Annotated in this window: 12 protein-coding genes; 3 read left to right on the forward strand and 9 right to left on the reverse strand. The window is 68.1% G+C overall.

The annotated features are described in order from the left end of the window. Positions 1-2 precede the first annotated feature (2 nt). Both EJ105_RS10505 and EJ105_RS10510 read right to left on the reverse strand, forming a co-directional pair. Entirely contained in the window at positions 3-680 is a 678-nt protein-coding gene (locus EJ105_RS10505) for a response regulator transcription factor (protein ID WP_250166284.1), read from the reverse strand. Positions 681-881: 201 nt separating this feature from the next. Beyond that, positions 882-2,054 carry an MFS transporter gene (locus tag EJ105_RS10510; RefSeq protein WP_250166285.1) on the reverse strand — a complete coding sequence of 391 codons (1,173 nt, stop codon included), beginning with the start codon at positions 2,052-2,054 and terminating at the stop codon, positions 882-884. A gap of 103 nt (positions 2,055-2,157) precedes the next feature. On the opposite strand from EJ105_RS10510, the gene EJ105_RS10515 reads away from it, so the two are divergent. Together EJ105_RS10515 and EJ105_RS10520 are read left to right on the forward strand one after the other, a co-directional pair. Further along, entirely contained in the window at positions 2,158-3,081 is a 924-nt protein-coding gene (locus EJ105_RS10515; RefSeq protein ID WP_250166286.1) for a LysR family transcriptional regulator, read from the forward strand. An 82-nt stretch (positions 3,082-3,163) separates the two neighbouring features. Then, positions 3,164-4,117 (forward strand): HpcH/HpaI aldolase/citrate lyase family protein, encoded by a 954-nt coding sequence (locus EJ105_RS10520; protein ID WP_250166287.1) that lies wholly within the window; start codon positions 3,164-3,166, stop codon positions 4,115-4,117. Here the strand turns inward: EJ105_RS10520 and EJ105_RS10525 are convergent. Further along, positions 4,084-5,262, reverse strand: a complete 1,179-nt coding sequence (locus tag EJ105_RS10525; protein WP_250166288.1) for a GGDEF domain-containing protein — start codon at positions 5,260-5,262, stop codon at positions 4,084-4,086. The two genes, EJ105_RS10520 and EJ105_RS10525, sit on opposite strands and share 34 nt — an antisense overlap. A gap of 406 nt (positions 5,263-5,668) precedes the next feature. Here EJ105_RS10525 and EJ105_RS10530 point away from each other — a divergent pair, with 406 nt between their 5' ends. After that, positions 5,669-7,153 carry a carbohydrate porin gene (locus tag EJ105_RS10530; RefSeq protein WP_250166289.1) on the forward strand — a complete coding sequence of 495 codons (1,485 nt, stop codon included), beginning with the start codon at positions 5,669-5,671 and terminating at the stop codon, positions 7,151-7,153. A gap of 70 nt (positions 7,154-7,223) precedes the next feature. Here the strand turns inward: EJ105_RS10530 and EJ105_RS10535 are convergent, their stop codons facing one another. Genes EJ105_RS10535 through EJ105_RS10560 form a run of 6 tightly spaced genes read right to left on the reverse strand, consistent with a single transcriptional unit; the run spans position 7,224 to position 12,680 of the window. Next, positions 7,224-7,754, reverse strand: a complete 531-nt coding sequence (locus EJ105_RS10535) for a 4-vinyl reductase (RefSeq protein ID WP_250166290.1) — start codon at positions 7,752-7,754, stop codon at positions 7,224-7,226. Positions 7,755-7,779: 25 nt separating this feature from the next. Next, positions 7,780-8,754 carry a dipeptidase gene (locus tag EJ105_RS10540; RefSeq protein WP_250166291.1) on the reverse strand — a complete coding sequence of 325 codons (975 nt, stop codon included), beginning with the start codon at positions 8,752-8,754 and terminating at the stop codon, positions 7,780-7,782. A 39-nt stretch (positions 8,755-8,793) separates the two neighbouring features. Further along, a complete protein-coding gene (locus tag EJ105_RS10545; RefSeq protein ID WP_250166292.1) occupies positions 8,794-9,849 on the reverse strand; it encodes an ABC transporter ATP-binding protein in 1,056 nt (351 codons plus the stop codon). A gap of 11 nt (positions 9,850-9,860) precedes the next feature. Then, positions 9,861-10,667, reverse strand: a complete 807-nt coding sequence (locus EJ105_RS10550; protein WP_029554920.1) for an ABC transporter permease — start codon at positions 10,665-10,667, stop codon at positions 9,861-9,863. 7 nt (positions 10,668-10,674) lie between these two features. After that, entirely contained in the window at positions 10,675-11,601 is a 927-nt protein-coding gene (locus EJ105_RS10555) for an ABC transporter permease (protein ID WP_250166293.1), read from the reverse strand. Between the two features lie 11 nt (positions 11,602-11,612). Continuing rightward, positions 11,613-12,680 carry an ABC transporter substrate-binding protein gene (locus EJ105_RS10560; RefSeq protein WP_250166294.1) on the reverse strand — a complete coding sequence of 356 codons (1,068 nt, stop codon included), beginning with the start codon at positions 12,678-12,680 and terminating at the stop codon, positions 11,613-11,615. Positions 12,681-12,710 lie beyond the last annotated feature (30 nt).

Consider the following 12,710-nt stretch of genomic DNA (forward strand, 5'->3'; position numbering starts at 1 on the left):
CCTCATGCCCGCGGCTCCGCCAGCAGATAGCCGATGCCGCGCAGGGTCACGATTTCCCGGTTGGCGCCAGCGCCGGAGAGCTTCTTGCGCAGCCGGTGGACCAGCACCTCGATGGCGTTGACGCTGACTTCCTCGTCATAGCCGTAGAGCGCTTCCTCAAGCGCGGACTTCTGCACCACCCGACCGGAGGAGCGCATCAGCATCTCCAGCGCACCGACCTCGCGGCGGCTGAAGTCGATGGCCGTGCCATCCACCACGGCGCGCCGCTCGGAGGGATCGAGGGCGATGTTGCCTTCCGCAAGGACCGTCTGGAAGGCGGTGCCCGGACGGCGCAGCAGGGCGCGGATGCGGGCGATCAGCTCGTCCACGTCGAACGGCTTGCGCAGATAGTCGTCGGCGCCCCGGTTGAGGCCCTGCACTACGGAGGCCTTGTCGTCCCGCGCCGTCAGCAGCAGCACCAGCGTCGAGGAGCCGCGCCGGCGCAGCGCTTCCAGCAGATCCATGCCGTCGCCGTCCGGCAAGCCGAGGTCGAGCACGATGCAGTCATAGGCGGTGGTCTCGGCGGCCGCACGGGCGTCGGCGAGGGTCTCGAAGGCGTCGGTGGCGAAGCCGGCGGCGCGCAGGGCTCCGGCCGTCAGCGCCCGCAAGCGGGAATTGTCTTCGAGAATGAGAACGCGCATCGACCGTCCGGGGAAGTGGTGCGCCTGAGGGCGCACGGCACCACCATGCGCTGCACTAAGGCATTTCCACGGCCACGCCGGTCCCCCTCGGGATGATACGGAGGGGGCGCGTCCCTTCCGCGCTCAGTAGAAGAATCCGGCGCCGGTCTTTTCCGTTGGGGAATGGATGGCCGCTTCCGTAGCGGCCATCCCTGGTCCTCATCAGCCCCGGGCGGGCGCGGCTTCGAGCCCCCGGCGGCCACGCCGCAGCAGCAGGGTGAAGGCGAGGCCCGCGAGGGCGGTGCCGGCGCCGGCGAGGGAGACGGCGGGATAGCCGAGGCCGGCATCGATCACCGCGCCGCCCAGCGCCGCGCCCAGCGCATTGCCGAGGTTGAAGGCGCCGATGTTCATGGCTGAGGCCAGGTGCGGCGCTTCGGCCGCCTCGTGCACCACCCGCATCTGGAGCGGCGGCACGAGGGCGAAACTGGCGATGCCCCACAGGAAGACCAGCGGCACCGTGGCGACATGCGAGTGCATGCCCGGCACGAACAGCACGAGGAGCACCGCCACCGCCGTCAGCGAGCCGATGAGCGTGCCGTCGAGCGAGCGGTCGGCGAAGCGCCCGCCCAGCCAGTTGCCCAGCGCGAGACCCAGCCCGTAGACCACCAGCATGGCGGTGACGAAGCCGGAGGCGGCGCCGGTCTCCACCTGCAGGATCGGCGCGATATAGGTGAAGACGGTGAACATGGCGCTGGAGCTGACCACCGTCAGCAGCAAGGCGGAGAGCACAGGACCGCGCATGAGCACCTTCAGCTCGGAGCGCATGTCGCTCTCGCCCTGAACCTCCAGCGGAGGAAGGGAGAGGCGCACCGCCAGCATGGCGATGGCGCCGATCACGGCAATGCCGAAGAAGGCCATGCGCCAGCCGATGGCCTCGCCCACCCAGGCGGCGAGCGGTACGCCGCCAATGGTGGCGATGGTGAGGCCCGAGAACATGGCGGCGACCGCCCCGGCGCGCTTATGCGCCGGCACCACGCTCGCCGCCACCACCGCGCCGACGCCGAAGAAGGCGCCGTGGTTGAACGAGGTGACGATGCGGCCGGCGAGCAGCATCCAGTAGCCGTCAGCGAAGGCGGAGATGAGGTTGCCCACGGTGAAGATGCCCATGGAGAGCACCAGCAGCCGGCGGCGGGGCATGCTGGCGAAGGCGAGCGTCATGATGGGCGCGGTCACCAGCACGCCGAAGGCATAGGCGCTGACCAGCAGGCCGGCGGCGGGGATGGAGACGCCGAGGTCCGTGGCGATGATCGGCAGCATCCCCATGGGGGAGAATTCTGTGACGCCGATGCCGAAGGCGCCGATGGCGAGCGCCACCAGCGGCAGATTGATCTTCATGGGAGGAACTCCGGGGCAGATCGTGTTGTCCCGGAATATGGTTGACATTGCAGTGCAGCAATAGAGAGCATCCGAGACCAGCATCTGTGCGCCGGAGTCACGAATGGACCGCCCCGACCGGACCGGAGAGATGGCCGCCTTCCTTAAGGTCGCGTGTGCCGGCAGCCTCTCCGGGGCAGCCCGCGAGCTGGGCCTGACCCCCTCGGCTGTGAGCCGCATCCTGGCCCGCATCGAGGCGCGGCTCGGCGTGCGCCTGATGGTGCGGACCACCCGGCAGCTGCGCCTCACGGCGGAAGGCGAGGCCTATGCCCGCGCTGCCCGGCGCATCCTTGCGGACATCGACGAGACGGAGGCGGCGCTGGCCGACCGCGCCAATCCGCGCGGGCGTATCCGCGTCAGCGCCTCCATGGCCCATGGCCGCCTCGTCATTGTGCCGCTGCTCGGCGAATTCGTGGCGCGCTATCCGGATATCGAGGTGGAGATGGAGCTGAGCGACGAGATCGCCGACGTGCTCGGCGGGCGGGTGGACGTGGCCATCCGCTTCGGCCCCCTCGCCGACAGCCCGCTGACCGCCCGCCGCCTCGGCGAGACGGGGCGTACCGTCATCGCCGCGCCGTCCTATCTCGCCCGCCACGGCACGCCCCGCGTGCCGGCCGACCTCTCCCACCACAATTGCCTCGATTTCAGCTTCCGCCGCATCGAGCCTGGCTGGCCGTTCCGCGAGGACGGGCGCGACTACATGTTGGAGGTGAAGGGCAACATCACCGCCAACAACGGCGAGACGCTGGTGCAGCTCGCCGCGCAGGGCGTGGGCATCACCCGCGTCGGCAATTTCCACATCGATGAAGCCAATGCGCGCGGCGAATTCGCCAGCGGCGCGCTGGTGCCGCTGCTCGAAGCGTTCAACCCGCAGGACAAGGAAAGCATCCACGCGGTTTTCGTAGGCGGCGCCAACACGCCGGCCCGCGTGCGCGTCTTCGTGGATTTCCTCGCCGAAAAGCTCCGCGGCGCCCATCCGGGGACGTGACGCGGCCCCAAAGCCCACCGCGCCGCCTCTTGTGCGCCGGCCGCGTTCCGGCTCATCTCGCCGCCTCGGGAGAGGAAGACCCATGTCGGCGACAGAACAGAAGACCACCGCACGGCAGGACAGCACGCGCCGGCCGCCGGCGCTCCGGCGCAGCTGGCTGTTCGCGCCCGGTGGCGACAAGAGTGCACTGATGGCTGCGATGTCCTGCGGCGCGGATGCGCTGATCCAGGAACTGGAGGATTTCACGCCGCCGGAGCTTCGGGCCGCGGCGCGGTCCCTGTCTGCGGAGGTGATGGCGGCATGGCGCGCGGCGGGCATCGTGGCGTGCGTGCGCATCAATCCGCTGGAGGGGGACGGCCTCGCCGACCTCGCGGGCGTGATCGCGGGGCGGCCGGACGCCATCCACCTGCCCAAGATCGCCGAGCCCGCTCAGGTCATCGCGCTGGATGCGGAGATCAGCCGCCACGAGGCGCGGCTCGGCCTGCCGCCGGGCGCCATCGAGATCGTGCCCAACATCGAGACCGCGCGCGGCATCATGCAGACCTATGCCATCGCCACCGCCAGCCCGCGCGTGACGGCCGTTTTGTGCTCCACCGAGGATCTGGCGGAAGACCTCGACGCGCCGCGCAGCCGGGCGGCCGTGGAGCTGGCCTATGCCCGCCAGCGCCTGCATCTGGAGGCACGGGCGGCGAAGGTGCTCTCCATCGACTGCCCCTACACCTTTGCCGATCTGGAGGGCTGCGAGGCCGACGCCCGCGCCGGCCGGGCGCTGGGCTACAGCGCCAAGAGCGCCGTGGAGCCCGGCCACATCGCGCTCATCAACACGGTGATGACCCCTTCCGCCGCCGCTGTCGCCGAGGCGGGGGAGATCGTCGCGGCCTTCGAAGTGGCCCGCGCCGCCGGTCAGGACCGGGCGCGGCTGGGAGATCTCATCATCGAGGTGCCGTTCTATCTCTCGGCCAAGCGGCTGCTCGCGCGCGCGGCGGCGCTGGGGGAGGGCGCTCAGGCGGCTTCCGGGCGGTCCGCCATCCGGTAGCGGTTCCGGCCGTCCGCCTTGGCCTGGTAGAGGGCGATGTCGGCGCGGCGGATGGCGGAGGCGAGGGGCTCGCCGGGGGCGATCAGCGTGCCGCCGAGGCTGGCCGTGATGCGCCGCTCCTCCGGCAGCCAGGCGAAGCGCATCTGCTCCGCCCCGGTTCTCAGCGCGGCGGCGATGCGGGCGAGGGCCTCGACATCGGCGGCGGGCATCAGCAGGCAGAATTCCTCGCCGCCGATGCGGCCGCATAGATCCCCCGGGCGCGCGCAGGCGGCGAGCAGCGCGCCGAACCGTCGGATCACCTCGTCGCCGGCCGGGTGCCCGAACCTGTCGTTGATCGCCTTGAAATGATCGAGGTCGCAGAGCAGCAGGCCGATGCGGGTGCCCGGCGGCGCGGCTTCCGCGAGGCGCTCCGCGCGTTCGAAGAAGGCCGTGCGCGTGAGGACGCCGGAGAGGCCGTCCCGCTCCAGCCGTCCGGTGGCCTCGGCGATGACCTCCCTCACGACGAGCGCGAGCAGCGCCACGCCGAGCATGAGCGACAGGATGCTGCCGGCGGTCTGCGAATAACGGGCATAGGCGCTCGTCAGATAGTCCCGCACCCCGTTGTCGGCGCCTTCGAGGGGAATGAGCACCGCTTTCGCTGCGAACTGCAGAGCGCAGAGCCACAGCACGACGGCGAGGACAAGATCCACCGCCCGCCCGGGCGCGTGCCGCAGCACGGTGACGGCGGCGAACGCGAGGATGGCCGCGAAGGGCAGTTGATAGGTCAGCGCCTGCGCCCAGCCTCCGCGCGGCAGGTCGACGCCCGCAAGCGCCGTGAAGACCACCGCGAGGAGCGCCGCCGCGCCGAGCCAGCCGAGGTGCGAATCAGGTCGGTAGTGGCGCCGCAGCCCCGCCGCGATCAGGGACAGCGCCGCCATGAGCGATCCGAACGAGAGAGTCGAGGTGAGCCTGACCGAGGGGATGTCCGGCGCCAGTGCCTCGATGAGCACGGTGGCGGCGGCGCAGACGAAGGCCGCGGCGCACCAGCGCCCCAGCTCCACCGACGAGCGCCAGGTGGTTCCAAGGAACGCCGCTGCGAATGTCAGGCCGATCGCGCCATTGATGAGCAGAAGGAATGTGGCGTCGGTCAATTTGGCGTCGGTCATGGCGCCCAGCGTGTCGCTCCCGTCCCGGTCGCCGTCGCGGCGCGTTGCATAGTTACCACATCGGCCAGCGAACCATCATGGCCCATTGGCCTGTCCGGCTGGTCGTGGAGGTTGGCGGTAACCGGGGCGGGCGATCTAACTATCGGATATCGCGGTATGAATTCCTCAGGTTGGCAAAAGTTCCCGTCATCTCCATACCGCCAGTTTAGAGATATTCTATATCAATAAGGGAGCTGACCTGATTGACAAAGCATGGCCGCTCGCCCCCAATCCGGCCTCGTTAGCGGCGATTTGCGGGTCTTTTTCAGCCTTGCGGAAGGCCGTGCTGTAACATGGTAGTCGCGCCGGCGCGGTAGGGCAGTTCGGGCCTTCTGCTGCGCTCCTTCTGCCGATGGGGGAATTTAAGATGCTGGACACCGTGTTTCGGACCGCCGCCCGCGGCAGCCGCGGGGACCTTCCGGGTACGCGGACCCTCCTTGCCCGCTATCTCCTCGCCGGCGTCGCCGCCGGTGCGCTGCTGGGCGCACCCCTGCTCGGCACCGCGCACGCGGCCGACGTGGCGACCAAGGCGCCGGCCGCAGCCGCTCCCGCCGAGGAGGAGGCCGAGCCCTCCATCGCCCCGCAGCTCGGCTGGCTGGGCGACTGGGGCGGCTACCGTCCCAAGCTGGCGGAAGCCGGCATCAAGATCGGCGTGAACTATATCGGCGAACTCTGGCGCAACACCGAGGGCGGGCTCGGCACCGGCACCGCCTACAACGGCCGCTTCCAGTTCTCCCTCGATGCGGACCTCGACAAGCTGTTCAACTGGAAGGGCGCGACCTTCCACGCCAGCGTGCTGCAGATCCAGGGCTCGGGCTTCTCCGGCCAGTATCTCGGCAACATCATGGGCGTCAGCAACGTGGACGCCCTCTCCACCACCCGCCTGTTCGAGCTGTACATCGAGCAGGCATTCGGTGACGGCAAGTCCTCCATCCGCTTCGGCCAGCTCTCCGCCGATTCGGAATTTGCCATCTCGGACAACGGCTCGCTGTTCCTGAACTCCACCTTCGGCTGGCCGGCCCTGTTCGCCGCCGATCTGCCGAGCGGCGGTCCCGCCTATCCCCTCGCCACCCCCGGCGTGCGCGTGAAGTGGGTGCCCGACGACCAGTGGACGGTGCTCGTCGGCCTGTTCAACGGCAACCCCGCGCCCTGCTGCGGCGACCCCCAGGAAGAGAACAAGTATGGCCTGAACTTCATCGTCGATCAGGGCGTGTTCGTGATCGGCGAAGTGGCCTACAGCTACAACAAGGCCGAGAATGCGGCGTGGCTGCCCGGCACCGTGAAGGTGGGTGGCTGGTACAATTCCAATTCGTTCAACAGCCAAGTCTACGACATCTTCGGCGTGCCGCTGGCGAGCCCCGCTTCCATCGGCCTGCCCAACCAGATCCAGGGTGACTACGCCTTCTACGCCATCATCGACCAGATGATCTGGCGCAAGCCCGGCACCAAGGACAAGGGCATCAGCGTCTTCGGGCGCGTGACGGCGGCCCCCAGCGAGCAGAACCAGCTCGGCTTCTACTGGGATGGCGGCATCACCTTCAAGGGCCTCGTCCCGGGCCGCGAGGACGACTCGTTCGGCGTCGCCTTCGGCAATGCGCGGGTGACCAACGCGGCCCAGCAGGCCGACCTCTACACCGCCCTCTACAACGGGTCCTACTACCCCATCCGCAGCAGCGAGACGGTGCTGGAAGTGACCTATTCGGCGCAGGTGATGCCCGGTTGGACCATCCAGCCCGACTTCCAGTACATCTGGAACCCCGGTGGCGGCGTGCTGAACCCGAACGATCCCCTCGGCATCTCGCTTGTGAAGAATGCCGCCGTGTTCGGCGTGCGCACCACCATCAACTACTGATCGATCCAAAGAAAAGCCGGGCGGCCGCGAGGTCGCCCGGCTTTTCTGCGTCCGGCGTGCCGGCTGGCGCTCAATCTGCGGCGGGAGCCACCTCGAACAGGCAGTGGTCGAAGCCCTCGGCGGCGCATTGCGCCTCGCGGGCCTGAATCCGGCGCGGTGCGCCTGCCTGCTCGCAGACGAATTCCAGCGCTCCGGCCAGCCACGGCGCGAACATGTAGCAGAGCTTGCGGCCCGCGCCCTTGGTCGCCTCGGTGACGAAGGAGGAGTGATCCAGCCGGATCGTCCCGGTCCCCGCCACCGGGTCCAGCGCGAGGATGGAGAAGCGCCCCCACCCGCGCTGCGACAGCCGTTTCATGTAGTGCGCGAACACGTCGGTGCCGGCGAGGCCATAGACCTGCGCCTGCCGCTCGCACCACACGAAGGCCGAGAGCCGGCCGGCGGGCGCCAGCGTCGCGTCGAACGCCTCGGCCCCCAGCGCCGCCTCGATGGCGAAGTGGTTGTTGTTGTAGAAGTGCTGCGGCACCAGGATCATGGGCATCTTGTCCACGAACCAGCGGCCGGTGGCCTCGTCCACATCGATCTCGATTTCAGGCTTCGCCATCAGGGCCTCGCTAGGGTGCGGCGACTCACTTCCCCCACACATCCTTCAGCAATTGCAGCCAGTTTCCACCCATCACCTTCTCGATGCGCCCCGTGGACCAGCCGCGCTTGTCCATCGCCGCGGTGAGGTTGGGGAAGTCGCCGATCACGCGGAAGCCCTCGGGATTGATGACGTCGCCGAAGTCGGTGAGCTTGCGGCCATTGCCCTTGTCGTGGGTGATCCAGTCGAAGAAGGGCTTGCCATAGCCCTGGGTGAAGTCTGTGCCCACGCCCACCATGTCCTCGCCGGCGATGTCGATGACGTATTCCATCGCCTCCACATAGTCCGCGACGGTGGAGGCCGGCCCCTTCTTCAGGAAGGGCGGGAACATGGTGACGCCGATGAAGCCGCCCTTGTCCGCGATGAAGCGCAGCTGCTCGTCGGTCTTGTTGCGCGGATGCGCCTTGAGGCCGGCCGGCAGGCAGTGGGAATAGGCGACGCGCTGCTTGGAGGCGAGGATGGTGTCTTCGGAGGTCTTCGGGCCGACGTGGGAGAGGTCGCACAGGATGCCGAGGCGGTTCATCTCCGCCACCACGTCGCGGCCGAAGTCGGAGAGGCCGCTGTCGCGGCCCTCGTAGCAGCCGGAACCCACCCAGTTCTGGGTGTTGTAGGTCATCTGGATGATGCGCACGCCCAGTTCGTGGAACAGCTCGAGATATTCCAGGTGGTCCTCTATGGCGGTGGTGTTCTGCCAGCCGAGGATGATGCCGGTCTTGCCCTCCTCTTTCGCCTTCAGGATGTCGGCGGTGGTGTAGACCTGCGAGATGAGGTCCGCATTCGCCGCGAAATCCTTCTTCCACCGGGCGATGTTGCGCATCGTCTCGGTGAAATTGTCCCAGATGGAGCAGGTGCAGTTGGCGGCGGTGAGGCCGCCCTTGCGCATGTCCTCGAACACCGGACGGGAGAAGTCGGAGATGATGAGCCCGTCGATGACGATGAGCTTGTCGTGAAGGTCGGACACCGGGTTTTCCCCTTTATTGGAAACGAAATTCAGGAAGGCTCAGGCGGCCACCAGCGTTCCGGCGTTTGGATGCCAGGAGACGCGCACGGGCTGGCCGGGCTTGAGCGGTGCGGGGCCGCCCACGGCGGGTGAGGGGCGGCGGGCGATGAGGGCGAGGCCGGAGGCGGTGGCCACGCGATAGTCGATGACGAGGCCGCGGTAGGTGGCGAGCTCCACCACGGCGGGAAGCGCGTTGTGGTCCTCCTCTGCGCCGTCCAGCACCAGCCGCTCCGGCCGCACCGCGAGGGAAAGTTCGCCGGAGAGGCCCGCCGGATCGACACGCACTTCCTCGCCGCTCGCCAGCCGGAAGCGGCCGACACCGGCGAGTTCGCCGGACAGCAGGTTCGTCACGCCCATGAACTCGGCCGCGAAGCGCGAGGCGGGGCGGCCGAAGAGATCATCCGGCGAGCCCTGCTGCTCGATCCTGCCATTGCGCATGAGCACCACGCGATCAGCCACCGACAGTGCCTCGTCCTGATCATGGGTGACGAAGATGGTGGTGATGCCGAGCTGCTGCTGCAGGGTGCGGATCTCGGTCTTCATCTCGTGGCGCAGCTGGGCGTCGAGGTTGGAGAGCGGCTCGTCCAGCAGCAGCACGTCCGGCTCTATGACGAGGGCGCGGGCCAGCGCCACGCGCTGCTGCTGGCCGCCGGAGAGCTGCTTGGGCAGGCGCTCGGCGAGGTGGGAGAGCTTCACCCGGTCGAGGGCGGTCTTCACCTTCGCGGCGATCTCCGCCTTGGGCAGCTTGCGCATTTCCAGGCCGAACGCGACGTTCTCGGCGATGGTCATGTGTGGGAACAGCGCGTAGTTCTGAAAGCCGAAGCCCATGTTGCGCTTGTTCGGCGGCAGGTGGGTGAGGTCACGCCCGCCCACCAGGATGCGCCCCTCGGTGACGGGGATGAAGCCGCCCACCATGCGCAGCGTCGTGGTCTTGCCGCAGCCCGAGGGGCCAAGCAGAGCGACCAACTCGCCTTCGCCGATGGTGAGGGAGACATGGTCCACCGCGGTCATGGCGTCGTAGCGCTTGACGATGGATTGCAGCACGACATCGGACATGAGCACGCTCCTCAGAAGGCGCGGGAGAGGCGGGCGTAGCGATCCGAGACGAGGAGCAGCACGCCGATGATGAGGATCTGCACGGTGGCCACCGCCGCCACCGTCGAATCCAGGTTCCATTCGAGATAGGAGACGAGCGCGATCTGCAGCGTGGTGCGCCCCGGCCCCACGAGGAAGATCGACTTCTCCAGATCGATGAAGGAGATGACGAAGGAGAACAGCGCCGCCGCCACGATGCCCGGCTTGATGATGGGCAGCGTCACCCGGAAGAAGGTGGTGAGCCGGCCCGCCCCCAGCGATTGCGCCGCTTCCTCATAGGACGGGCTCATGCCCACCAGCGAGGCGGTGACGAGCCGCACCGTCCACGGCAAGGCGATGAGGCCGTGGGCGACGAACAGGCCCGGCAGGGTGCCGGAGATGTCTACGTCCAGCAGGATCTCCAGCTCGATGAAGGCCATGAACAGCGCGGCGCCCCCGACGATGCCCGGCACCACCATGGGCGAGAGCAGAAGCGTCTGGATGGCATCGCGCCCGGGGAAGCGGTAGCGCACCAGCGCGAGGCTCGCCGGCACGCCGAGCGCCAGCGAGAGGGCCACCGCCACCAGCGCCGTCTCGACGCTGGTGATGAAGCCGTTGCGGAAGGAGTCGAGCTGCCAGGCGCGCGCGTACCAGTCCAGCGTGTAGCCCGTCGCCGGGAAGGACAGGATGCGGTTGGCGAAGAAGCTGACCCAGATCACCGCGCCCAGCGGCAGCACCACGAAGGCGAGCACGAGGGCGGTGATGGCGGCATAGATGCGGTTGACGGCGAGAAGTCCCATCGGTCCCTCACTCGCTCCAGCGCCGGTAGCGGCGCTGCACCAAGACGTTGGCGGTGGTGGTGAGCACCAGAGTCACCGCCATCAGCACGAAGGCGAGCGCCGCGCCGAACGGCCAGTTCATGGCTTTCGCCACCTGCTGGTAGACGGTGGGCGCCATCATGTGGAAGCTCGGTCCGCCGATGAGGACGGGCGTCGCATAGGCGTTCATGGAGAGGATGAAGCAGAGCATCGTCCCGGCGAGGATGCCGGGCAGAGCCAGCGGCAGCACCACGCGCCACAGCACCGTGAGGTGGGAGGCGCCCAGCGACTGGGCCGCGGACTCAAGGTTCGCGTCGATGCCCTCGATGACGCTCTGCAGCGTCACGATCATGAAGGGCAGCAACACCGAGACGAGACCGATGACCACGGCGGTGGGCGTGTACATGAGCTTCACCGGCGAGAGGCCGACGGCGCCGATGACGGCGTTGAACAGCCCCTTGTCGCCGAGGATGACCATCCACGCCGCCGTCCGCACCGCATTGCCCATGAGGAGGGGCAGCACGATGAGCAGGAGCAGCCGACCCTTCCACTTGTCGCTGGCCTGCCGCACCAGAAAATAGGCGACCGGGAAGCCCGCCACGAGGCACAGCAGGGTGGAGAGGGCGGAGATCCACAGCGTGGTGCCCAGCACCTCCTGATAGAAGCTGTCGGCGAAGAAGCGGGCGTAATTGTCCAGCGTCAGCGCCTCCACCATCATCTGCCCCGGCACGAACCGGTTCAGCGAATAGCGGAACATGAGCGCCAGAGGCCCCATCAGCGCGACCAGCACGAAGATCGTGGCCGGCGCCGTGAGGCCGTAGGCGGGGGCGAGCCGCCGCCCCTCCCGCCCGCTCGGCGCGGGCGGAGACGTTGTTGCCACCGGCGCGGTGGCGCCGGAGCTTGCGGAGGAGGTCATGGGGGCCTCGCTCAGCGGGCGATGTTCTTGTTCCACCACTCCAGCCATTCCGCCGTATTCTTGGCCACGTGCGCATAATCCGGGAACTTCAGTGCGGCGGCCTCGGCGGCGGTGAAGTCCACCTTCGCCTTGAGTTCGGGCGAAAGCTCCGCCTTGCCGTTGGCCGGGGCGTAGAAGCTCGCGCCGGCAAGGCCGGCCATGGCTTTCGGGTCCAGCATGGCGTTGAAATAGATGTAGGACAAATCCGGGCTCGGCGCCTTCTTCGGCAGGGCCGCGCCGAACATCACCGCGATGGCGCCCTCGGAGGGATAGCCGATGGCGAGGGGGGCGCCGTCATTGGCCCATTGCAGGCCGCGCGCCTTGTAGTTCACCGCGATGTCCACCTCCCCATTGACGAGGCCGGCGCCGAGCTGCTGGTGCGCGGCGTAGATGCGCGGCTGGGTGAGTTCCTTCAGCTCGATGAGGCGGGCCTTGCCTTCCTCGGTATTGGTGACGTTGCCGCCCTTAATCAGGCCAGCCATCATGATGTAGTTGAAATAGAGCTGGTTGGTGAGGCCGATCTTGCCAGCCCATTTCTTGTCCCACAGCTCGGCATAGGACTTGGGCGGGTTCGGCACCTTGTCCTTGTTGTAGATGATGGTCACGCCGCTGTAGAGCCACGGCACGAAGAAGGGCTTGGACTTCAGCGCGGGGACGACGTTCGCGTAGTTCGGCACCTTGGAGAAGTCGATGTTCTCGATCACCTCCTGCCCGTACAGCTCGACGCTGTCGCCCTCGTTGATGTGGATGACGTCGATGGTGCCGCGGCGCAGCCGCTTCTCGGCGATCAGCTTCGCCTTGCGCTCGGGCTCCATGCCGAGGTCGCGGACGATCTTGATGCCCTGGCTCTCCACGAGCGGGGCTTCCACGAACTTGATGGTGCGCTCGTTCCAGTCGCCGCCCCAGTTGGAGACGACGAGGGTCTTGTCCTGCGCGCGGGCGAGGCCGGGCATGGCAAGGGCGGTGGCGCCCGCGCCGAGGCCGGCAAGGACGGCACGGCGGGAGGGGGCGCCGGTGAGCTGGGTAATGAGCTTGGTCATGTTCGCCTCTGGATTATGATTTGAAGTCGA

The organism is Xanthobacter aminoxidans, assembly GCF_023571765.1.
Lineage (GTDB): Bacteria > Pseudomonadota > Alphaproteobacteria > Rhizobiales > Xanthobacteraceae > Xanthobacter > Xanthobacter aminoxidans.

What these genes read in the sequence shown, in the direction of transcription:
- EJ105_RS10505 (WP_250166284.1), bottom strand. Translation starts at nt 680, where the DNA reads ATGCGCGTTCTCATTCTCGAAGACAATTCCCGCTTGCGGGCGCTGACG.
- EJ105_RS10510 (WP_250166285.1), bottom strand. Translation starts at nt 2,054, where the DNA reads ATGAAGATCAATCTGCCGCTGGTGGCGCTCGCCATCGGCGCCTTCGGC.
- EJ105_RS10515 (WP_250166286.1), top strand. Translation starts at nt 2,158, where the DNA reads ATGGACCGCCCCGACCGGACCGGAGAGATGGCCGCCTTCCTTAAGGTC.
- EJ105_RS10520 (WP_250166287.1), top strand. Translation starts at nt 3,164, where the DNA reads ATGTCGGCGACAGAACAGAAGACCACCGCACGGCAGGACAGCACGCGC.
- EJ105_RS10525 (WP_250166288.1), bottom strand. Translation starts at nt 5,262, where the DNA reads ATGACCGACGCCAAATTGACCGACGCCACATTCCTTCTGCTCATCAAT.
- EJ105_RS10530 (WP_250166289.1), top strand. Translation starts at nt 5,669, where the DNA reads ATGCTGGACACCGTGTTTCGGACCGCCGCCCGCGGCAGCCGCGGGGAC.
- EJ105_RS10535 (WP_250166290.1), bottom strand. Translation starts at nt 7,754, where the DNA reads ATGGCGAAGCCTGAAATCGAGATCGATGTGGACGAGGCCACCGGCCGC.
- EJ105_RS10545 (WP_250166292.1), bottom strand. Translation starts at nt 9,849, where the DNA reads ATGTCCGATGTCGTGCTGCAATCCATCGTCAAGCGCTACGACGCCATG.
- EJ105_RS10550 (WP_029554920.1), bottom strand. Translation starts at nt 10,667, where the DNA reads ATGGGACTTCTCGCCGTCAACCGCATCTATGCCGCCATCACCGCCCTC.
- EJ105_RS10555 (WP_250166293.1), bottom strand. Translation starts at nt 11,601, where the DNA reads ATGACCTCCTCCGCAAGCTCCGGCGCCACCGCGCCGGTGGCAACAACG.
- EJ105_RS10560 (WP_250166294.1), bottom strand. Translation starts at nt 12,680, where the DNA reads ATGACCAAGCTCATTACCCAGCTCACCGGCGCCCCCTCCCGCCGTGCC.